General features: G+C 49.7%; 20 protein-coding genes, 1 tRNA gene and 2 pseudogenes. 9 read left to right on the forward strand and 14 right to left on the reverse strand.

Going from position 1 to position 20,823, the window contains the following annotated elements:
- Positions 1 to 92 precede the first annotated feature (92 nt).
- Positions 93 to 720: pseudogene (locus tag O71_RS03725) on the reverse strand (L-threonylcarbamoyladenylate synthase).
- A 209-nt stretch (positions 721 to 929) separates the two neighbouring features.
- On the opposite strand from O71_RS03725, the gene mltG reads away from it, so the two are divergent.
- The 5 genes from mltG (at position 930) to O71_RS03745 (ending at position 3,787) form a co-directional block, all read left to right on the forward strand.
- The gene (gene mltG / locus O71_RS03730) at positions 930 to 2,000 is read left to right on the forward strand and encodes an endolytic transglycosylase MltG (RefSeq protein WP_155800484.1); all 1,071 of its coding nucleotides are present in this window, start codon (positions 930 to 932) and stop codon (positions 1,998 to 2,000) included.
- 143 nt (positions 2,001 to 2,143) lie between these two features.
- Complete coding sequence (locus O71_RS03735; protein WP_007653357.1) at positions 2,144 to 2,557, forward strand: thioesterase family protein; 414 nt, start codon at positions 2,144 to 2,146, stop codon at positions 2,555 to 2,557.
- Positions 2,554 to 3,393 (forward strand): YihY/virulence factor BrkB family protein, encoded by an 840-nt coding sequence (locus O71_RS03740; protein ID WP_007653359.1) that lies wholly within the window; start codon positions 2,554 to 2,556, stop codon positions 3,391 to 3,393. The genes O71_RS03735 and O71_RS03740 overlap by 4 nt, the downstream gene beginning before the upstream one ends.
- Positions 3,390 to 3,527: a hypothetical protein gene (locus O71_RS25090; protein ID WP_237717695.1), complete on the forward strand. Its 138-nt coding sequence runs from the start codon at positions 3,390 to 3,392 to the stop codon at positions 3,525 to 3,527. Before O71_RS03740 ends, O71_RS25090 begins: the two co-directional genes overlap by 4 nt.
- Before the next feature lie 175 nt (positions 3,528 to 3,702).
- Positions 3,703 to 3,787: transfer RNA gene (locus tag O71_RS03745), tRNA-Ser, on the forward strand.
- 112 nt (positions 3,788 to 3,899) lie between these two features.
- On the opposite strand, the gene O71_RS23665 is transcribed toward O71_RS03745, so the two are convergent.
- The 5 genes from O71_RS23665 to O71_RS03770 form a co-directional block, all read right to left on the reverse strand.
- On the reverse strand, positions 3,900 to 4,811 hold the full coding sequence (locus O71_RS23665; RefSeq protein ID WP_155800486.1) for a hypothetical protein: 912 nt from the start codon (positions 4,809 to 4,811) through the stop codon (positions 3,900 to 3,902).
- Positions 4,812 to 4,963: 152 nt separating this feature from the next.
- Complete coding sequence (locus O71_RS03755; protein WP_007653363.1) at positions 4,964 to 5,572, reverse strand: TetR/AcrR family transcriptional regulator; 609 nt, start codon at positions 5,570 to 5,572, stop codon at positions 4,964 to 4,966.
- A gap of 195 nt (positions 5,573 to 5,767) precedes the next feature.
- Complete coding sequence (locus tag O71_RS03760) at positions 5,768 to 6,223, reverse strand: cold-shock protein (RefSeq protein ID WP_007653365.1); 456 nt, start codon at positions 6,221 to 6,223, stop codon at positions 5,768 to 5,770.
- A 51-nt stretch (positions 6,224 to 6,274) separates the two neighbouring features.
- Positions 6,275 to 6,502 (reverse strand): hypothetical protein, encoded by a 228-nt coding sequence (locus O71_RS03765; RefSeq protein ID WP_007653367.1) that lies wholly within the window; start codon positions 6,500 to 6,502, stop codon positions 6,275 to 6,277.
- A gap of 136 nt (positions 6,503 to 6,638) precedes the next feature.
- Complete coding sequence (locus O71_RS03770) at positions 6,639 to 6,830, reverse strand: cold-shock protein (RefSeq protein WP_007653373.1); 192 nt, start codon at positions 6,828 to 6,830, stop codon at positions 6,639 to 6,641.
- 674 nt (positions 6,831 to 7,504) lie between these two features.
- Here O71_RS03770 and O71_RS03775 point away from each other — a divergent pair.
- Positions 7,505 to 8,239, forward strand: coding sequence for a prephenate dehydratase domain-containing protein (locus tag O71_RS03775; RefSeq protein ID WP_007653375.1), 735 nt, complete (start codon positions 7,505 to 7,507; stop codon positions 8,237 to 8,239).
- 10 nt (positions 8,240 to 8,249) lie between these two features.
- A complete protein-coding gene (locus O71_RS03780) occupies positions 8,250 to 9,479 on the forward strand; it encodes a bifunctional 3-deoxy-7-phosphoheptulonate synthase/chorismate mutase type II (RefSeq protein WP_237717696.1) in 1,230 nt (409 codons plus the stop codon).
- On the opposite strand, the gene O71_RS03785 is transcribed toward O71_RS03780, so the two are convergent.
- From O71_RS03785 to O71_RS03800, 4 genes and pseudogenes are all read right to left on the reverse strand, one after another.
- Positions 9,391 to 10,650: an MgtC/SapB family protein gene (locus tag O71_RS03785; RefSeq protein ID WP_007653378.1), complete on the reverse strand. Its 1,260-nt coding sequence runs from the start codon at positions 10,648 to 10,650 to the stop codon at positions 9,391 to 9,393. The genes O71_RS03780 and O71_RS03785 overlap by 89 nt on opposite strands.
- Positions 10,651 to 10,765: 115 nt before the next feature.
- Positions 10,766 to 12,100: a TolC family protein gene (locus O71_RS03790; protein ID WP_007653383.1), complete on the reverse strand. Its 1,335-nt coding sequence runs from the start codon at positions 12,098 to 12,100 to the stop codon at positions 10,766 to 10,768.
- Between the two features lie 54 nt (positions 12,101 to 12,154).
- Positions 12,155 to 15,268, reverse strand: a pseudogene (locus O71_RS03795) (efflux RND transporter permease subunit).
- A 79-nt stretch (positions 15,269 to 15,347) separates the two neighbouring features.
- Positions 15,348 to 16,436, reverse strand: a complete 1,089-nt coding sequence (locus O71_RS03800; protein ID WP_007653386.1) for an efflux RND transporter periplasmic adaptor subunit — start codon at positions 16,434 to 16,436, stop codon at positions 15,348 to 15,350.
- A 214-nt stretch (positions 16,437 to 16,650) separates the two neighbouring features.
- Between O71_RS03800 and O71_RS03805 the strand changes: the two genes are divergently transcribed.
- The gene (locus O71_RS03805; protein WP_040573585.1) at positions 16,651 to 16,986 is read left to right on the forward strand and encodes an MGMT family protein; all 336 of its coding nucleotides are present in this window, start codon (positions 16,651 to 16,653) and stop codon (positions 16,984 to 16,986) included.
- A 56-nt stretch (positions 16,987 to 17,042) separates the two neighbouring features.
- Here O71_RS03805 and O71_RS26280 read toward each other — a convergent pair whose 3' ends face one another.
- From O71_RS26280 to O71_RS03820, 4 genes are read right to left on the reverse strand one after another with little or no spacing between them, the layout of a single operon-like run.
- Positions 17,043 to 17,255: a hypothetical protein gene (locus O71_RS26280; RefSeq protein WP_369750876.1), complete on the reverse strand. Its 213-nt coding sequence runs from the start codon at positions 17,253 to 17,255 to the stop codon at positions 17,043 to 17,045.
- On the reverse strand, positions 17,243 to 17,605 hold the full coding sequence (locus tag O71_RS26285; RefSeq protein ID WP_007653392.1) for a hypothetical protein: 363 nt from the start codon (positions 17,603 to 17,605) through the stop codon (positions 17,243 to 17,245). Before O71_RS26285 ends, O71_RS26280 begins: the two co-directional genes overlap by 13 nt.
- Positions 17,606 to 17,622: 17 nt before the next feature.
- Complete coding sequence (locus tag O71_RS03815) at positions 17,623 to 18,054, reverse strand: hypothetical protein (protein WP_007653394.1); 432 nt, start codon at positions 18,052 to 18,054, stop codon at positions 17,623 to 17,625.
- A gap of 7 nt (positions 18,055 to 18,061) precedes the next feature.
- Positions 18,062 to 19,129 carry a DUF5700 domain-containing putative Zn-dependent protease gene (locus tag O71_RS03820; protein ID WP_007653397.1) on the reverse strand — a complete coding sequence of 356 codons (1,068 nt, stop codon included), beginning with the start codon at positions 19,127 to 19,129 and terminating at the stop codon, positions 18,062 to 18,064.
- Positions 19,130 to 19,650: 521 nt separating this feature from the next.
- Here O71_RS03820 and O71_RS03830 point away from each other — a divergent pair.
- Entirely contained in the window at positions 19,651 to 20,760 is a 1,110-nt protein-coding gene (locus O71_RS03830) for a sensor histidine kinase (protein ID WP_007653400.1), read from the forward strand.
- Positions 20,761 to 20,823 lie beyond the last annotated feature (63 nt).

The raw sequence follows: 20,823 nt of genomic DNA on the forward strand, positions 1-20,823 counted from the left end.
TTGCTTCTTTACCACAAGATTTCAATTCACCCCGTCAATCAAAATTCAATAACCCATACCTCTCAAACTCCTAAACTCCCCAACTCCTAAACTTATAAGAATTCCTCAATATCACCCGCGCCTTCCCGCAGCACTTCGAAATTGTTGGCAGCGTCGACTACGGTAGAGGCTACGTTGTTGCCAGGGCCACCGTCTATTACACCATCTACCAGGTTGCGGTATTTTTCATAGATCAACTCTGGGTCGGTGCTGTACTCAATCACTTCGTCTTCGTCGCGGATGGAGGTGGATAGGATCGGGTTGCCAAGCTCCTGCACCAGTGCCAGGGCTTATTTTATTGTCGGGCACGCGTATACCTACCGTTTTTTTCTTGCTGCCGGCATAGCGCGGCACGCGGCTGCTGGCGTCGAGCACAAAGGTAAAGGGACCGGGCAGCGCCTTTTTCATCACCTTGTAAGTGGGCGTGTCGATCTTGGCGTAGTCGGAAATGTGGGTCAGGTCGGAGCAGATGAAAGAAAGGTTTACCTTGTCGGGTTTTACACCTTTGATCTGGCAGACACGCTCCACCGCCCTGGTATTGTGAATGTCGCAGCCAAGGCCGTAAATGGTGTCGGTCGGATAGATGATAATGCCGCCGTTGCGAAGGATCTCGACGGCTTCCTGTATTTTTTTTGGCTGTGGATTGTCCGGGTGTATCTGGAGGAAAACAGCGTTGGCCATAGTTTGGGTTTGCTTGTTAGTGCATAAAGTAAGGCATACTGCATAAAAGCCGTCTGCGTTGCAGGTATAGCCCTTGAGGTTGGTAAATAGAGACTTTAGGACAGATGCCAGCTCAAAATTAGTCAGATAAGCAAGATTAGTGTTATTTTTGTAGCCTAAACTAAACGAGCCCGGAACCTACATCCTTATCCGGGACTATTAATTACATTATGGCTAACGAAGTCACTCCACGCAGACGCGTCAAGAAAGAGAAAAGCATGTGGATACCCGGCATCATTGTGCTGCTGCTATTCCTGTTTGTGAGCTTTTCCTACTATGCCTACCAGATCGTGTATACCGCTAACGTAGACACCAAAGGGCAGGACACCTATGTATATATCCCAACCGGCGCTGACTACAAGCAGGCCCTCGACTCCGTAGAGGCAACCGGCGTGATCATCGACCGCCTGTCGCTGCGCTTCATGGCCAAGCTCATGGACTACGACGAACTGGTGAAGCCGGGCAGGTACAAGATCGAGAACGGCTGGGGCAATCGCCAACTTATCGGCGTATTGCGACTGGGAGAGCAGTCTCCGCTAAAGCTCACCTTCAACAACATCCGGCTACGAAGTCAGCTGGCCGAGAAACTGGCCACATCCGTAGAGCCATCGGCTGCCGAAATAGACAGCCTGCTCAATGACCAGGAGTACCTGCAAACGCTCGGTTTCGACACCACCACCGTGGTGAGCATGTTCATCCCAAATACATACGAGGTATACTGGACCATCACGGCACCGGAACTTATGCAGCGCATGAAGACTGAGTACGACCGCTTCTGGACGGATGAGCGCAAAGCCAAGGCTGAGAAGATGGGGCTCTCTCCAAAAGAGGTTTCCACGTTGGCTTCTATTGTGCAGGCTGAGACGATCAAGAACGACGAAAAGCCACGTGTGGCCGGCGTATACCTTAACCGACTGCAGAAAGGCATGAAACTGGAGGCCGACCCGACTGTGGTTTATGCGGTGCGTGACTTCTCGATCCGCCGCGTGCTCAACGTGCACCTGCAGCACGACTCACCTTACAACACCTACCGATATGCAGGCTTGCCTCCGGGCCCGATCAACGTGCCGGATATCTCCAGCATTGACGCGGTGCTAAACCCGGAAAAGCATAAGTACATTTACTTCTGCGCCAAGGAAGACTTCTCCGGCTACCACAGCTTTGCCGTGACGCATGCCGAGCACATTGCCAATGCTCGCCGCTATCAGCGAGCACTGACGCAGCGGAATATTTTGAAATAATTGTTGATCGTTAATTGCTGATTGTTGTTCGCTAAACTTGAGCAGGTATAGCATTTCTGAAACACGAGCTAGTTAACCACGCTATACTCTCCGCAATCATCTTCCATCAATTAACAATCAACAACCAATAATTAACAATCAACATGTTCGAATCAGAAGTACAGATACGCGTACGCTACGCCGAAACCGACCAGATGGGCTATGTCTACTATGGCAACTATGCGGCCTACTATGAAGTGGCCCGCACGGAGGTGTTCAGAAGGCTGGGGATACACTACAAGGAGATGGAAGCGACCGGCACTATGATGCCTGTGCTGGAACTCAAGTGCAAGTATATCCGCCCGGCCAAGTACGACGATCTGCTGACGATTAAGCTCTTTCTTAAGCACAAGCCGCATGGCTCGCGTATAAAGTTTGAGTACGAGGTGTATAACGAGGAACAGACACTGCTGAATGTGGGAGAGACCACGATGGTGTTTGTCGATATGAAATCAGGGCGCCCGACGGCTATACCTGCGCTCATACACCAGAAGTTGGACGGATACTATAGCGAATGAGGCTGAACCAGCAATATCTGAAGCGCCGCAGAGCGTATCGCAAATTCATCGTGTTCCTGAAGAGGTGGCGCTTTAACAACGGCCAGTCTTCGGTATACGATGTGGCCGATGTGTTGCTGGGCGAGCTCAGGCTGGATTCCATTACCAAGCGTGCCTCATACATGGCCTTTAACTTCACGCTGGCCATATTCCCGACCATCATCTTTCTGTTCACGCTCATACCTTACATGCCCAGCATTCTGTCGCTGGACCTGGGCGAGAGCATTCTTAACTTTCTGGCTGACTTTCTGCCCGAGGAGATGTACACCGTGGCCTACGGCACCATCGATGACATTGTGAACAAGCCACGTGGGGGACTGCTCTCCTTCGGTTTTCTCTTTGCCCTGATTCTGTCCACCAATGGTATCATGTCGTTGATGGATGCCTTCGACAAAAAATACCATACCTTCTATAAGCGGCCATACCTGAAAAAGCGGGTGATTGCCACGGTCCTCACCGTAGCGCTTTCATCTATCCTGTTTCTGGCAGTGGCGGCGATCTTCTTTGGGCAGTGGATCTTAGATGTGTTAGTTTTTTACGAGGTCGTGACCGAGAGCTATACCTATACTCTGATCGTGATGCTGAAGTACGTGGCGATCATACTGCTCTTTCTGCTGGCAACCTCGCTCATCTACTACTACGTACCAGCCATACAGGACAAGTGGCCTTTCTTCTCGGCAGGCGCTGTGGTAGCAACCATCCTTATTTTTGTGGTATCGATGATCTTCTCGCTTTACATTAGTGCTTTCGATACCTACAACAAATTTTACGGCTCCATCGGGGCCTCATCGGTTTGATGATCTGGCTTGACTTTGTGTCCATGATCCTGATCCTGGGTTTTGAGATCAATGTGAGCATTGATACGGTGACGAAGCGACTTACCCGCAAGACAGCCCAAACTGCTGAGAAAGCCACTTCGGCAGCGGCATAGTGTAAAATCAAGGTATAGATTCTTGGGGAGCGCCTTCGGCTAACGTGTATTCTTGAAAAATTTTCAGCTTATAAATCAGCCGCTTATGCCTTTGTGGCACGAACAAGCGAAAAATAATTGCGTATAGTTTTGAAAATTCGGCTCAGCACTATACTTTTGTGCTCGATTCAATTACAGAGAGTTGGCGGAGTGGTCGAACGCGGCGGTCTTGAAAACCGTTGACTGTAACAGGTCCGGGGGTTCGAATCCCTCACTCTCTGCTGGTAGCGATACCAAAGAGCAAAGCCCATCAATCACCGATTGATGGGCTTTTTGTTTTAGGCCCTGGTCAAGACTTTTAACTTGCTTCAGGATGCCTTGCTTGAGTTATACCTATTTCTCTGTTCCCAGACTGGCTTCTGCTACCTCCGGTTTTCCTATGGAAGCCTTGTACACGATATACCCTTCCAGTTCCTGCCCGTCCAGCATAGTTCTTTTGATTTTGGTAGGGTAGCCGTCCTGATTATATTCATAGCTGCAGGTATAGGAGAGGTCTTTCCGGACATTGCCATCCCGGTCTTTCACCGTGTACCTGGTGATGTTGTGGCTGCGGTAAGGCAGTTCCAGCGGCATAAACCTGGCTTCGAGGGGCAAACTTTGCAGGTAGCCGGGCTTTTCGTCGTATTCCAGCTCAATGGTCAGGTAGGAAGTTTCGGAGCTTGGGACGAAGAAAGCCGCTTTTTGGAGCTTGCCCTGCTTATTATAGGTATAGTTTATCTTTTTATGGATATACCTTGGGTCAGCGTCATATATTAATGTATGATTCAGGTTTGAGTTATTGTAGTGGTAAAAAGAGGAGGTCAATCTTTTTACGGAGTCGTATTGATGTGTAATATGATTCCTTAACGAACGCCCATGCAGGTATACAATTTGTCCTTCTCTAGGTATGAGGCCATCCTCTGACCTGGTCCAGATTGTCTCTTGCCTCCTTATAACGGAATCACTTCTGTCCCAGCCAATGGGGCCCACATCAGGTCTGTAATTTACTTCGGCTATTTCATCCTTAAACCAATGGACAGGTTCTCTGAAGTAATCATCAAAATAGGTATAGGTCACCTCCTCATAAAAGTTAGGACGATTAGTCGTAACGCTGTATATCCTTCCCTGGTCATAATAGAAGTCATGGGTCGTGCTGCCGATCACCACTTTTTGTGGGTATAACTTTTTTATTTCTTCCTCGCCATTGGAACAGGAGGCCAATACGGCGGCCAGCAAGGGGAGCAGGAGTAAAGCTTTAATTCTCATAGGCTGCTGATGTTAGAGAAACGTAAAAACTTTACTAAATATAATTATATTTTAATTAACATCAAGCAGAACCTATTGTATTTCAATTGATTGTTTTACTGGTTCAGGTATAGCTATAACTTTTACTGTGGTTAATAAAAGCAGGCTAATATTTATTTTTTCTCCAGCAGGCCGTGGAAAATAAGACTTGCCAGGCCCTCATACACGGCAGAAGGGGTGTAGTTGATGTCTTGCATCAGTTCCGGGGGGACCTGACTGATAAACTCGGGATCCAGGATTTTCTCCAGTGCACTAGCGTAGAGCAGCACGGCTAGTGAGATGTTTGCGTCCTTCCGGATAAAGCCTTTTTGGTTGCCCTCATCCAGCAAAGTTTTGAACCTTTTAAAAGCTGCTTCAGCGCGGTACTGCTGGAGCAGTTGCCAGGTTTTTGGGGTATGCTTCCGGATGTCGGTGAGTAACTGTCCGTTGATACGGGCGAAGCGCTGCCCGACTGTGCGAAAAACCTGCTCTGCCTTACTGACAAAGTTGGAAGCTTCCTGTTGAAGCAGGCTTTCTACATCACGCTGCAGTTCTTCCAAATAGTTTTTGATGACGGCATGCAGCAACTCTTCTTTTCCTCTGAAATACTGGTAAAGCGTTTTTTTGCTCATGCCCAGCTGTTTTGCCAGGTCAGCCATCAATACTTTACTGTAACCTTGGTTGAAAAATTGTTGCTGAGCCTCCTGTAAAATCAAGGCCTTCGGGGTATTTATCGTATCCATTTATTAAGGTGTGCTTTATTTTCGCCGGTCTTGCTGTAAAGTTATGAAGAGCAGAGACCGGGAAACTGTATACAACAAAAAAATCTCCTGCAGTCAGCATAATAGCTGACAATAGCAGGAGATTTTCAGATTATAATCACCTAAGTTAAACCGGATGGCTTAAGCTATGTTTTGAAGCTTTTGAGCCAGAGGGGATTACGCCAGTTTAACGTTTACAGCATTCAATCCTTTCGGGCCTTTCTCAACCTCAAAAGTTACACGATCATTTTCCTTGATCGTATTCACCAGGCCATTCTGATGCACAAAGACACGCTCTTGCGTAACGTGGTCCTGTATAAAGCCATAGCCTTTCGATTCGTTGAAAAACGAAACAGTACCCTTACGGATCAGGTCAGCCGGGTCAAGCTCCGCCTGTTTAGCGACACCGATCTGGATGTCTTCCTGTTTGATGTCTTTTTTCTTCTTCGTAGGGTCTGGCGGCGTATCCGTGATATTGCCGAACTCATCCACGTAGGCGAACATTTCCTCTACGTCTTTGCCCTTGTCAGAATTAGCCTTGCGCTCCTCGCGCTTCTGCTCTTTGTCTTGTCTTTTCTTAAGTCTCTTCTTCTCTTTTTCTTTTTTACTGAAGGTTTCTTGTGATCTACCCATATATGCTGTTAAATGATCTATAAAATGATGGTATGCTGGTATGCAGGCTTTTTAGTACCTGAACAGGAAGTTTGTGCCATTGCGAATCCACTTTTCAAAAAATGAATTGTCGTTATATTCGCCGGTTACAAGCTCGAAGTCGGGTTGGTCTTTGTTTGTACGAGAGTTCATGAACTTTGGGAGGGAATCCTGATTGTTTGGGGTCCAGTCCTGTCCTTTTTGGAGGGCTACGCAGATGTACTCGCGAGTGGTAGTGTCTACCAGGTATCTTCTATTCATCGTAAGGAGGGGTTAGGTGAAACATTGCCAGGGCGGCATTCTAATAACGGGAGAGTGGTGCAAAACATGCACATCGAAATGAAAAAAAGCCTCACCCGCAGGTAAGGCTTTTTTCGAAATGACTTATATCTGAAAACTAAGCACGCTTAACGTTAATCGCGTTTAGTCCTTTTCTTCCTTCTTGCAGGTCAAAAGTCACTTTGTCGTTTTCCTGGATTTCATGTACCAGGCCAGTCACGTGTACAAAGTACTCCTGATCTGTGTTGTCTTCCTTAATAAAACCAAAACCTTTCAGGTCATTAAAGAATTTTACTGTTCCGTTATTCATTCTGTGTTGTTTAATTATATACCTACTACATAGTGGAAGGCATATAGGTTCATTTATTTTTTTTACAATGTACGATAAAAATTTTACAATTGCGAGGCCATGGCCGTTTAATAGAGGGGGCTGCAGACACTGTTGATCTTTGTGAATCTGATAAAGTGCGTCTGTGAGCTTTAAAAGCAGATATATGATGCAATGGCTGAAGAAATATTCTGAAATATAATTACTTAAGGAGACCTGCATTCGCCAAAAAGAAGCGAAAATAAATTGGCGTTCTGTGAAAAGTCTCTATATTGGCGGTTGAAATGAACAAGCAACAGAATTCTTATACCTTCTTTTTTTACTTTTTTCCTCCAAAGGACTGAAGCGGGAAAAGGTATATGTAACCATATAGGGGCCCCGCAGCAAGCGGGGCCTTTTTTATTTTAGACTAGCACGAGAGATGCATCTTACACAACAAAATTTCTATAGCGGCTTCGGTTTTAGCTTTTACTTTTTTGGTAAACGCCCGGGGCTGTATTGATTATACTTTAAAGTAAATTATCACCAGCGCCCCGGAGTATTTCTTCGGGGCGTTTTTTTTTTCGTATTCATATGAAAATCGCAATTCAAGGTATAGCGGGAGCATTTCATGAAGAAGCTGCCAGACTTCGGTTCAGCCATGAACCATTGAGATAGTGCCTTGCCTCACTTTCCGGGAACTGGCAGCGGCAGTTGCCTCCGGCTTGGCTGACAAAGGCATCATGGCAATAGAGAATACCATCTCAGGCACTATACAACATAACCTGGAACTGATAAGGGAGCAGCAACTGTGGATCAGTGACGAAGTGATCATGCGTATTCGCCAGCATCTAGGCGGGGTGCCCGGATCGTCGCTTCAGAGCATCCGCAAGGTATACTCCCACTACATGGCCCTGAACCAGTGCCGGCCCTTCTTTGAGGCCTACCCCGAGGTAGAGCTGATCGAGTCGGAGGACACGGCGCTGAGCATACGGGATGTGGCCATCGCAGGCTCTACGGAAATGGCTGCCATCGGCAGCGCGCTGGCCATCGCCCGAAACGGCCTGATCGTGCTCGGCAAAGAGATCGAAGCGAGCAAGCAAAACTATACTCGCTTTCTAATACTGGACAGGTTACCGCAGACACCTACTGCCTGCAACAAGGCTTCTATCAGCCTGGTGTTGAAATCGGATCCAGAGGCTTTTACACAAGCCATGGCACTGCTGCACAATTGGAACATACATCTTGCCAAAATCGAGTCGATGACTATACCTGGTCAGCCATGGCATTATCGCTACTATCTGGACCTGCGCTTTGAATCTGAAGGGCAACTGGCTCAGCTGCTCGCTGATATCGAATCACTTGCTGTATCCATTCAACTGCTAGGGAAATACACAGCACATACGCTATAATCAAATGATTATGTTCGATCCATCAACACGCATCCAAAGCTCCGAAACGGAAGCTATGAAAGACGGAATTACAATCGCTCAAACTAATACGAATATGAAATCTGTAGGTAAACTAAACACCCAAGAACAGCCGCTCATCATAGCGGGACCTTGCAGCGCTGAAACAGAGGAGCAGGTGCTGGCCACCGCTCACCAGCTGAAAGACGCTGGAGTAAGTATTTTCAGGGCTGGCATCTGGAAACCAAGAACACGTCCGGGCTCTTTTGAGGGTGTAGGTACGCCCGGGCTCGCCTGGCTGCAGCGGGTTCAACGGGAGACGGGCTTGCGTGTAGCAACAGAAGTAGCCAATACCATACATGTACAGCAGTGCCTCCAGCATGGCATTGATGTGCTGTGGATCGGTGCACGCACTACGGCCAACCCATTCGCTGTCCAGGAAATTGCGGATGCCCTGAAAGGTGTGGATATACCGGTGCTGGTTAAAAATCCAGTGAACCCGGATGTGCAACTTTGGCTGGGAGCCATAGAACGATTGGAGAAAGCAGGTATAAGTCAGACAGGTGCCATACACCGGGGCATCTCGCCGCTGGGCAAGTCGGTGTACCGCAACAATCCGGAGTGGAACATGCCCATGACACTGAAGGAGCTACGCCCTGACCTGCTGCTGATCAACGATCCCAGCCACATTGCCGGTAACCGTGAGTTGCTGGCAGGTATAGCCGAAACAGCACTGGCACTGCACATGGACGGCCTGATGATAGAAACGCACATTCAACCGGAAGCCGCCTGGAGTGATGCCGCTCAGCAGATAAGCCCGCAGGCGCTCAAAGAAATGCTGGCAAAACTGAGTGGTCGCCCACTGGCCGCTAATACCAGGTCGGCTGCTGACCTGAGCGACATGCGCCACTCCATTGATTACATCGATGAGCAACTGATTGATTTGCTGAGCTACCGCATGCAGGTTGCCGCCGAGATAGGCCAGTATAAAATGCAGCATGGCCTGCCTGTGTTCCAGGAGGAAAGATGGACGGAGCTACTGGAAAAGCACGCCAGCCTTGCCTCGAGCAAGAATCTCAATGAGGAGTTTATCACGCAGCTGTTCGACCGTATTCATCAGGAGTCGGTCAGGAGGCAGCATGGGGTGCTGCCGCTTATACCTGCAGGGTATAGCCTTCAGGCCACCACCACAGCACCAGAAGCCCTCCCAGCAGCACAATGCCAAACAAGAGCGATATTTTAGCGAGCAATCCTTTGTTTCCTAAAAAGCCAACCAGCGCACCTTTGAAGGCAATGTTGGACAGCCCGGCCACCAGGATCACGCGCCAGCCACTTTCAGGGGACAGGTTGCCCAGGTTCATCAGTCTGGAAGTAGAGAGGGTAATGGCATCCACATCGGTCAGGCCCGAAATGATGGCGACAATGTAAAGACCACTGTCTCCCAGGTAGTCTGCAGCGGCAGCAGTCGCCAGGATTACGAGTCCGTAGACAGCGCCGAAGACAAGGGCTGCCTTAAGCTGCGCCGGGTTTTCCTGCTCAGGCATCTGGTCGCTTTCCTCCTTGTTAGCGAAGTAAGCTACCAGGCCTGTCACGACCATAAGCGCAATAACCGCTAGTAGGGGAGGAGCTACCGCAGGCAGGGTGGTTGGCGCTACAATGACAACCTCCGTCAGAATGCGGATGAAGGAAACTGTGGAGGCGATGAAAATAACGATCGCAGCCATTTGCCCACTGCCCTTCGCATTTTTGGTTCGGCGGGCGTAGCTCACGGTGGTGGCTGTGCTGGAGATGAGTCCACCGAGCACACCACCCAGAAAGGTGCCTGCTCTGTTACCGAATATTTTATAGACGAAATAGCCCAGCAGACCGATGCCAACAATCAGTACGACCATCAGCCAGATGTTGTGCGGGTTCAGTACCTGGTAAGGTCCATATTCTGTATCCGGGAGTATAGGCAGAATGACAAGGGAGATCACGACAAACTGCATGATGGCTGTCAGGTCCTGCTGGCCGATGCGGGCCACGATTCCGTGCAGGGTAGCTTTCAGGTGTAGCAATACTGCTACGGTGGCACCCAGAGCTACGGCTACTGTCTTGCTACCGAACACCAGGTATGCGCCGATTACATACATCAGCAGGAGAGCAGCTTCAGTTGTCTGACCTATATCAGGAATAGGCTCTCTCTTTTTCAGCAGATTAGCCGCTACCACAATGGCCGCAGTAGCTAATAGTCCGGCTCCCACGATCCAGCCACCAAGTTGCTGCGCCATTAAGGCTGTAAGGCTACCAAAAAGCGTGATGAGGGGGAAGGTGCGTATACCGGCGATCTGTGCATTATCATGCTGGCGCTGAAGGCCTACCAACAGGCCTAATCCTAGTGAGATAGCTAGTACTTGGAAGAGTTCCTGTTCCATGCAGGTGGTGTGGTGACAATGGGTGTAGTGCTAAGATACTGCCCTAAATGATAAAAGTATAGCCTGGGCTATACTTTTATCTGATGGTTACAATATATACCTAAAGGTATGATCATCAATTACTGTCCTGCAGCAGTGTGCTGCTGATGCGTTTCAGTTCAGTTTCAGCAGCCTTTGCCTGGAACTGGATATCGATCAGTCGGTTTTCTGCTACAAGTTGGTTACGCTGCGCCTCCCGTAGCTCAATAGCCGTCAAAAGACCCAGACGATAGCGCTCCAGGGCAATGGCGGCATTCTCCTGTGCCAGTTTCAGGTTTGTTTCCTCCAGTTGCAGCAGCTGTAGTCTGTTGCTGTACTGGCTATATGCTCTGGCCAATGAGGCATCCAGCAGGTTCTGCTGACGTTGATACTCCAGGTTGGCAGACTCCAGGTTGATGCGGGCGTTCTGTGCCATCCGGTTGATGTTAAGCCCGTTGAAGATTGGCAGGCTCACACTCAGGCCATAGTTATAGCCACGGTTCTGGTTAAACAGGGGCGAGAATTCATTCAGAGGTTCGTTTTCTGAGCGGTTGAAGTTATAGGCACCTACCACACCGATCACAGGGAAACGACTGGCGCGAACTGCCTTGATATCCAGATTGGCAATCTCCCGGTTAATTTTCAGACGCTCCAGCAATGGGTTGTTGGCCAGCATACCTGCATCCGTATTCTTATAGCTCAGGCTAGGGTCTACTACGATCGAGTCTGTCACAACAAAATCGATATCCGGGTCGCGGCTGAGCAGTTGGTTCAGGTTGATCTTTGCATTCTGCAGCGCTTCCTGCTGTACCAGCAGTTCTGATCGGTCTGTGTTAAAATCTACCTGCGCGCGCAAGATCTCTACTTTGGCGCTCACACCCACCTCGTACTGCGCCTGGGCTATGTCCACCCGCGCCTGCGAGATGGCAATGGCATCTTCTATGGCCTGCATCTTCTGTGACTGGCGTACCACCTCAAAATAGTTGTCAGAAATAGCGGCAAGTGTGTTTTGCACTGTCTCGCGGGTAAACAAGATGCCGGACTTCTCGAGTGCCTTCAGCCGCTCATAGTTGATGAACATACCCATGCCGTCGAAGATGGTCCAGTTCAGGTTGATACTTCCGTTGATGTTGTTGGAGCTGGCGCCGTTACGGGTACGGTCCGGACCTGTCTGAAAGGACTGGCGGGAGTTGTTCTCACTAAAGGTGCGGCCGCCGCGAGCATCTACATTCGGAAGAAAACCAGCATTGCCACGGGTTACGTTGTTTTCTGCGATGGCCTCCTGCCGGGTGGCGATCTGGATGTCATAGTTGTTTTGAAGCCCAATGCGAATGGCATCCTGCAGCGAAAGCTGCTCCTGTGCGGCAAGTTTGTTAGGGAAGAGCAGCACTACTCCTAAAAGGAACAGCGCTGCAGCTCTAAGTGGGGACATTATATTTGAATGCAAAAGTTTAAATCTTAGCGTCAAAGATTAGATTTTTAGATATTATTTGCTCAGAACCGGCTCTCTGTCCTGCTTGCGCTCTTTTCTGCGTTCTAACTCTTCCTCTTCGTCTTTGTCCGACATCAGGGCAAGATTCGCCTCCGCAGATGAGAAGAAAGAGTAGATAGCCGGAATGATGTAAAGCGTCAGACCGGTGGCGAAGATCAGACCACCTACCACAGCTATACCCATGGAAACACGGCTTTCAGAACCGGCACCCAATGCCAGTGCAATTGGCAAGGTACCCAGGATCGTAGACAAACTCGTCATCAGGATAGGGCGGAAACGGGATACGGCGGCTTCTCTGGCTGCTTCCAGCTTGGTCAGCCCCTGTTCCTTCTTCTGGTTGGCAAATTCTACCAGCAGGATACCGTTCTTCGTTACCAGACCCACAAGCATGATCATACCGATCTGGCTGAAGATGTTCAGTGTCTGATCGAAATACCATAAACTCAACAAAGCTCCTGCCAAGGCAAGCGGCACCGTGAACATGATGATGATCGGGTCACGGAAGCTTTCAAACTGTGCTGCCAGGGCCAGGTATATCAGGCCGAGTGCCAATAAGAAGGCAAACATCAAGCTGCCCGAGCTCTCCTGGAAGTCTCTCGACTGGCCGGTCAGGGAAGTCTGGAAAGTCTCGTCCAGTACATCCTTCGCAATAACATCCATAGCCTCTATACCATCGCCGATGGTATAGCCTTTAACCAGCGTAGCGCTGAAAGTAGCCGCGGCAAAACGGTTGAAGCGGTAGATCTGTGGCGATGAACTTTCTTCTTTCAGCTCGATCAGGTTGTCAAGCTGGATCAGTTCACCGGCGTTGTTTTTCACGTAAAGGCTGCGCAGGTCGAGAGGTTCGCTGCGATTCTCACGGGCTACCTGCCTAAGATCTGGTACTGCTTGCCGCCGCGCACAAAGTAACCGAAGCGCTGACCGCTCAGGCCAAGCTGCATGGTCTGGGCCACATCGCGCACGCTCACACCCATCGACAGGGCTTTCTCACGGTCTATCTCAACGCGGAGTTCTGGTTTGTTAAACTTCAGGTTTACATCCACAAAGTTGAATTCCGGACTCTGGCGTGCTGCTTCCAGGAAAGGAGGAATAATTTCGCGCAACTTGGCCATACTCTGGGCCTGCACTACATAAGATACCGGCTGACCGGCACCTCGTCCACCTCCCAAGCCTTTGTCACCGGCAGCGAAGGCACGGGCACCCGGTATTTGGTTAAGCAAGCCAGGAAGTTCCTCTACAATTTGCTGCTGCGATTTCGTACGGTCTTGAGGGTCTACCAGGCGGAGACGTATGAAACCTGAGTTAGAGTTACGCGTCATGGTAGTCATACTGCTGATGCCCTGCACCGAGTCATTCACCAAGGCAGAAAGCTCGTTCATATACCTGTCCATAAACTCGAAGGAAGCTCCTTCAGGACCAGTAGTTTGAATACGAGGCCGCTTCTGTCTTCATCCGGCGTCAACTCAGAACGCATGGTGGAGAACTGCCACCAAATGATACCGGCAGACAGGATAACCAGTACAAAGGCCACCCAACGGTAGGTCAGGAAGCTGTTCAGACTGCTTCTGTAGGCATTGGTCAAACCGGCGAAGAAAGGCTCTGTTTTGCGGTAGAACCAGTTTGGTCTGTCACGGTGCTTCAGCATGCGCGACGACATCATCGGGGTCAGCGTCAGCGACACGAAGGAGGAAATAATTACAGAGCCTGCCACCACGATACCAAATTCACGGAAGAGACGGCCGGTCGTGTCCTCGAGGAAGGCTACCGGCATAAACACAGCTGCCAGGGCAATGGTCGTGGAGATAATGGCAAAGTAGATTTCACTGGCACCTTTCTTGGCGGCCTTCATCGGTTCCTGCCCATCTTCAATGCGGGAGTAAATGTTCTCCAGCATTACGATTGCATCATCCACTACCAAACCAATGGCCAGTACGATACCCAGCAAAGTGAGCACGTTGATGGAGAAGTTCATCAAATACATGATGAAGAAAGCACCGATAAGCGAAACAGGTATAGCCACCACCGGAATGATAGTAGAGCGCCAGTCACGCAGGAAAAGGAAGATGATCACCACTACCAGACCGAAGGCGATGAAGATGGTTTCCTTCACCTCGGCAATGGAGGCCCTTACATATTTCGAGTTATCAAAGCCGATGGTCAGTTCCAGGTCTTCCGGGATGTCTTTTTTGATGAACTCCAGTCGGCGGTAAAATTCGTCGGCAATCTCCACCTGGTTGGTGCCTGGCTGCGGAATGATCACAACACCGATCATCGGTACGCCGTTGTAGCGCAATACCGTTTTTTCGTTTTCAGGGGACAGCTGCGCATAGCCGATGTCGCGGAAACGAATCAGGCGGTTGGCATCTTCGCGCACCACCAGGTCGTTGAACTCTTCTGGCGTAGAGATACGTCCCATGGTTCTCACCGAGAGCTCCGTTGTAGCGCCCTCGATGCTGCCCGATGGTAGCTCCACGTTCTGGCGGGCCAGTGCGTCGCGTACTTCCAATGGAGTAACTTGTAGCGCAGAAAGCTTATCAGGGTCCATCCAGAGGCGCATGGAGTAGCGCTTGTCACCCCAGATGTTAATGGCACTCACACCCGGTATTGTCTGCAACTGCTCTTTGAACACGTTCTGACCGATGTCAGACAAGTCCAGCAGGGAACGGGTTTCGCTGCGTATACCCAGGAAGATAATCGGGTTGGCATCCGCGTCGGCTTTGGATACGGTAGGAGGCTCAGCATCCTCTGGCAGTCGGCGCTGCGCTCTCGACACGCGGTCGCGCACGTCATTGGCGGCGGCCTCCAGGTCTACACCCAGGTCAAACTCGACGGTAATGTTACTGTTGCCCTCGCTGCTCGACGAGGTAAGCGTGCGTATACCTGCAATACCGTTGATAGACTCCTCAAGCGGCTCTGTGATCTCTGATTCAATCGTTTCGGCATTAGCACCGGCATAACTGGTCGATACGTTCACGATTGGCGGGTCCACGCTTGGGTACTCACGCACGCCAGGTAGGTGATACCGATGATACCGAACACGATGATCGTGATGCTCATCACGATGGCGAGCACCGGGCGCTTAATACTTATATTTGATAAACTTGCCATAATTGTCTTTTACTAAACAGACCGGGAAACAGAACAAAGGTTCATCCCTTCCTCAATCATGCTAACGCTACTAAAGTCGTTATTGTGCATCTCCAGATGTTACTACTCTTCTGATATTTAAGTCAGAACCGGGGCGTGTCTGCAATATACCCGAGCTGATGATGGTGTCACCGGGCTCTACTCCTTCGATGATCTGAATCAGCGTTTCGGAGCGTTGGCCAATCTTCACCATTTTAGGCTGGGCCTTCCCGCCTTTGGCCAGGAAAATTTTGTGGCCCGTTGCCTCCGGTATGATTGACTCTGTAGGGATCAGGATAGCCTCGTCCATGTCTTCCAGGCTAAGGCTCACCTTCACGAAAGCACCGGGCTTTATCTCCTGGTTCTTGTTCTCGTACAGGGCACGCAACTGCAGGGTGCGTGTCGCCGGGTCGATATTCGGTTGTATGGCATAAATGCTGGCCTCATACTGCTCTGCACTGCCTTCGGAGGTAAAAGTGATCTTATCGCCTACTTTTACGGACTGGCTGTAGCGGCCAGGTATAGAAAAGTCGATTTTAACAGGGCTGATATCCACAATGCGGGCCACAGGGGAGGTTGGTGTAACATAACTGCCTTCACTCACCTGGCGCAAACCGATCACACCATCAAAAGGGGCACGTACATAGGCTTTGTCCAATGTTGCTCTCAGCGCCTGGATGTCTGCTGTGGCAGTAGCCAGCTGATTGCTCACCTGGTCGTACTCCTGACGGCTGATGTATTCTTTTTCGAGCAGGGTGCGCTGGCGCTCTTCCATGTCCTGGTACAGCTTCTGGTTAGACTGTAACTTGGCCAGTTGGGCGCGCAGGTCTGCGTCGTTCACGGTCATGAGCAACTGTCCTTTCTTCACCTGAGCGCCTTCTTTGAAGTTGATAGCCGTTACGCGGCCTGAAATTTCGCTGCGCAACTCCACATCTTCGTTCGGTATAACGGAGCCGGTAGAGGTAATCTTGTTCTGGAAAGCGGTAGGGGAGACTACAAACACGTCCACGGCCACCTTCTGGGCCATAGGGCCGCCACCAGGACCGCTTGCCTGTGCTTGTTCGTTACCAGAAAATACTTTGTTGTATAGCAGGTAACCCACAACAGCGGCTACTACCAGGAGAAGGATTGTTTTGACAGTTTTGTTCATTTAAGTTTAAACTTCGATTAAGGTGATCTAACCTCAAAGGTAAAAATTACGGTTTGTATTTAACGTATAGACAATAGCGAAAAACGACTAAATTTACATGCTTATCATGGTATAATAAAGCATGTGGTAGTTGAACTCTACCAACAGGCACTATTGTAAGACAAACGGCGGCTTCAGAGGTTTAAAATGAGATTAAAAGAAATTGCACAAAGGCATGAGCGACAGCAAGAAAAACTTTTTTGAGGATGTGTATGAGGTGGTTAAACTGATCCCGGAGGGGCGGGTGACCTCTTACGGGGCCATTGCCAGCTACCTGGGCTCAAAAGGGTCTGCCCGCATGGTCGGTTGGGCGCTCATCGCCTCCCAGCCGTTTGCCGCTATACCAGCGCATCGTGTTGTAAACCGGGTAGGTATGCTGACGGGCAAGCAGCACTTCGAAGCTTCCAATGCCATGCAGGAGCGCCTGGAACAGGAGGGAGTGAAGGTGGAGAATGACCAGGTGGTGGAGTTTGAGAAGCTGTTCTGGGAGCCGGCGAAAGAACTGCTATAAGTTTGGGAGTTGAGGAGTTGGAGAGTTTGGGAATTGCCAGATAGGGAAGGCTCTGGCTATTGCATGACACTCACATTGGCAGAGGGACTCAGCTCACGGACTTTAATTGCCCTTTGCAGCCGGGGACGGTTGTAGCGCTGCACCAGGATGGGGTATAGGTTCAGGATCACATTCAGAGACATCAGCCATAGCGACTGCTTTATTCCATAGTATAAGGCTACCCAGGCAGCGCTTGCCAGTACGATGAAAAAGATGACTAAGTGCCGAATTCAGATTGCCGGGTATTGTATTCAAGCTTCTTTAATGCCTGCAGGTCCTTTTTAACGGGGTTGGCAGCTTTGTGAAGCTTCTCCCAGCCTACCCATACCAGTAACTTCCGGAAAATATTGACACCGAGCCAGCTGTATACCTTGCCATCCCTTTCCCAGTCTTTGCCATTATAATAAGTAGCTGTCAGCTTTGGTTTGAATGTTTGCATGAGCGATGACACACTCGTCATCAGCATGAAATTAAGAGCCCAGGCAAATGAAAAGGAAGTAACGCCCAGCAGGTAGGCTACAGCCAGTATCATGCTGACGGCAAACAGGGAAATGAAGAAAGTGCTCAGGTAGTTAGACATGGCGGCAATTAGAGAACTTACCTCTGTAGCGTAATTACCCAGCTGTCCTGATTTGGGGTTTGGTTATTTACGGTGAGGTCTTCTACTTTTTGCGTGCGTGGGCAGCACTCTGTTGGTCCGGTGCTGGAGACGGCAAGCCTGATCGTGTCTGTCTGGTCTAAGGCGGTAATGTAATAGGCTGTCACTTCCGGAGTCAACGCAACTACTACGTAGTTAGCCTCAAATTTAAACGGAGCAGCTTGCCTGGCGCCGTTCTGCATGTAGTAAACTTCCACATCCTCCTGGTTTAACTGTGCGTTGCTGCCAAACAGCAGGTCCTCGCCGTTTTCCGCAGACTTAATCGTAAAGGCAAAAGCGTCTTCAGACAGGCAGTCTATCCCTTCGCATTCGTCTTTGCAGGCAAACAAAAAGGGGAGGAGCAGGAGGAGCAATAAGTTAAGTTGTTTCATATGTATGTTAGTTCTGTCGTTTTGCGCTTGCTTCTACTTGCTTCAGGTACGCAATTGTCTCCTCAGAAAATAGCATGGGCTTCGTTTTGTCCTTTTTAGCAGCTTTGTTGTACAGGTATACAAACTGAAATGGATCATCGATGTTAGCGATAAGCTTCTTCTTCAACCCATTGCGTGCGATCACATCGGCCATGTAAAAGCCGGGTATATGACCGCTCATTCCAATTACCTGCTGTTTCAGCTCTGAGGTGCTGTAAGTTTTGGTACCTGCCGCTATCTCGCGTATGGCTTCGTCTACCTTTGGAAGCTGTTTTTCACCGAGTTCCAAAATGTATCCTCCATACCGCATATCCTCGGGCACGCTTTCTGCCATCGTGTAGTGCTTGTCAATAAGGTCAGGAGATCCTTCGTTCAGCAATAGCTGCAGCATTTGTACCAGACTTTCGTCTTTCTCATCCACCACATATTTCTTCTGCTTTCTGACTGCGTGGTGGAGTTCATGGCCACCCAGAATACCATACTTCTCCCGATCATACACATAGGTTCCCCATAGGGTCAGCACCACATTGCCATGATTAGCCACTGCATCGTTGCCCAGGGCGTTAAAGTATAACGTAAGCTCTGGTTTTGTTTGGTGCATGCGCTTTGGGAGCATAGAGTAGGTCTCAACGTAGAGCGAAGCAAGGTAAGCATCCTGATCATTGAGTATATTTTGCAGATAATCTCTTAGCTGTAGCTCGTTGGCTTTGTTAAAATAAATCAGGTACGTATTGTAATGTTGCCGTGGGTTCTTCAGTCGTTCCTGTAATAAACTATCGTGCTGGGGCATGTACACCACCTCCAGATCTTTGCGAAAGCGGTTGAGGTATTTCTCGTTATAAGCGTGATTTTGAATGTACTGATTGTTGCCTTCAAGGCTGAGGAAATTTTTCCAAAGCTCATCGCTTACCCTTTTGCCTTGACGGAGACTATCGGTCAGTTCGAAATAGCGGGTTGCCGCCTCGGCGTCTATCTTCTGGGCCTTGGCAAAACAGCTGCAGGTGAGTAAGATTAGTAGGGTAAGGAGTGTTTTCATGTGAAAGTTTGAGTGATTGTGTTGGGTTACTATCTGCCAGCAGCTATATCTACTCCTAACTATCTGGGCTATGTATGGCGTATTGCAGAGATGTTTAAGCATTACCGGTTCAGGCAGTATAGCATTGCACTAATATATGGATAATTTTGACAAAGCTTATACCCTGAAAAAGAAAAAGGCACCACCTTACGGCAGCGCCTTTTACCACTCTAACAAAAATTGCCGCCGGTGGAGGCTGGGAAACTACATCCCCGACAGCGGCTATTTTCATAGCCTACAGAAATCTCTATGCAGCACTAAGGGGCTTCTGTCTTCCCCGATAGCGATGCAAGTATAGACACTCCTTAGCTTACAATTTTAACTTTTAGACAAGCGACCGTTTCAGGTACCCTTACAGCAGGTATAGCACCCCGCAGGCTGTACACGGCATCATGGCTGCACTTCGGGTGGCAGGTATAGCCGCTCGTCTAAAAGCGCCTGTCGGTTAGGGACTTGATGTGCAGAAAACGTAACTTTGCAGCATGGAAGTAAAATTGAACGCAGCGCGTGAACTGGAGGTAAAGGGGTGGAGTCTGCCGGATGTGCGCAACATCACCCAGAACAGGCTGCTGCTGCACCTGCTTTTCTGGGCGGTATATGTTTGCTTTTTCGGCTTGCTATACGGTAGCTACATCGACGACTACTATAATGCCTTCATGATCGAGCTCATTGAGCAGCCGTTCAAGATGCTGCTGGTTTACTTTAACATGTACTTCCTGATGCCGCAATACCTGCTGCAGCAGCGCTACATGGAATTCGCCGTATACCTGCTCCTGATGATGGGGGCCATTGGCATCCTGATGCAGTTTGTGCTGATGCCGCTGCTCATTCACCCCCTCATCTGCCCCACCACCTGTACCAACGACAACCTGACGCTCTACCGCTTCGTGCGCAACATCGTGAACCTGGGCTACCTGGTGTCGATCACAGCGACGATCTACCTGCTCAAAAACTGGTACCGCGACCAGCAGGCCACGCAGTCGCTGGCGAAGGACAAGCTCGAGGCTGAGCTCAAATTCCTGAAGGGGCAGATCCACCCGCACTTCCTGTTTAATACGCTTAATAGCCTGTACTCGCTTACGCTCCGTAAATCCGAAAATGCGCCGGAGGTGGTGCTGAAGCTGTCGGGCCTGATGGATTACATGCTCTATGACGCCGCAGCTGCCAAGGTGCCGCTGGAGAAGGAACTGAACTACATCCAAAACTACATTGCCCTGGAGCGCATCCGCTACGGTGACCGTGTGGATATCGCCTATACCGAGTCGGGAGGTATAGCCGGCAAGCAGATTGCCCCAATGATGCTGCTGCCTTTTGTGGAGAATGCCTTTAAGCACGGCGTGAGCACCGAAACCGAAAATGCCTGGATACGGATAGACGTGAAAGTGCAAGGTAATACACTGGCTGTGCTGGTTGAGAACTGCAAATGCGGTGAAAAAGCGAGTGAAAGCAACCGGGATTTTGCGTCAGGTATAGGCCTGAAGAACGTGCGCCGACGTTTGGAGCTGCTTTACGAAAACAGGTATAGCCTGGAAGTAGAGGACGAGCCGGAGAGCTATGCCGTGCGCCTGGAACTGGATTTAGGGGAAGGGTAAGATTTTTGAGCGGTTGCCTACCACTTCCCTTCCCAAGAGGGGTCAGAGGTGGGTTAACGTTTG

Origin of the sequence: Pontibacter sp. BAB1700, from assembly GCF_000277005.1 — a bacterium.
In the GTDB taxonomy this organism is placed as follows: Bacteria; Bacteroidota; Bacteroidia; order Cytophagales; family Hymenobacteraceae; genus Pontibacter; species Pontibacter lucknowensis.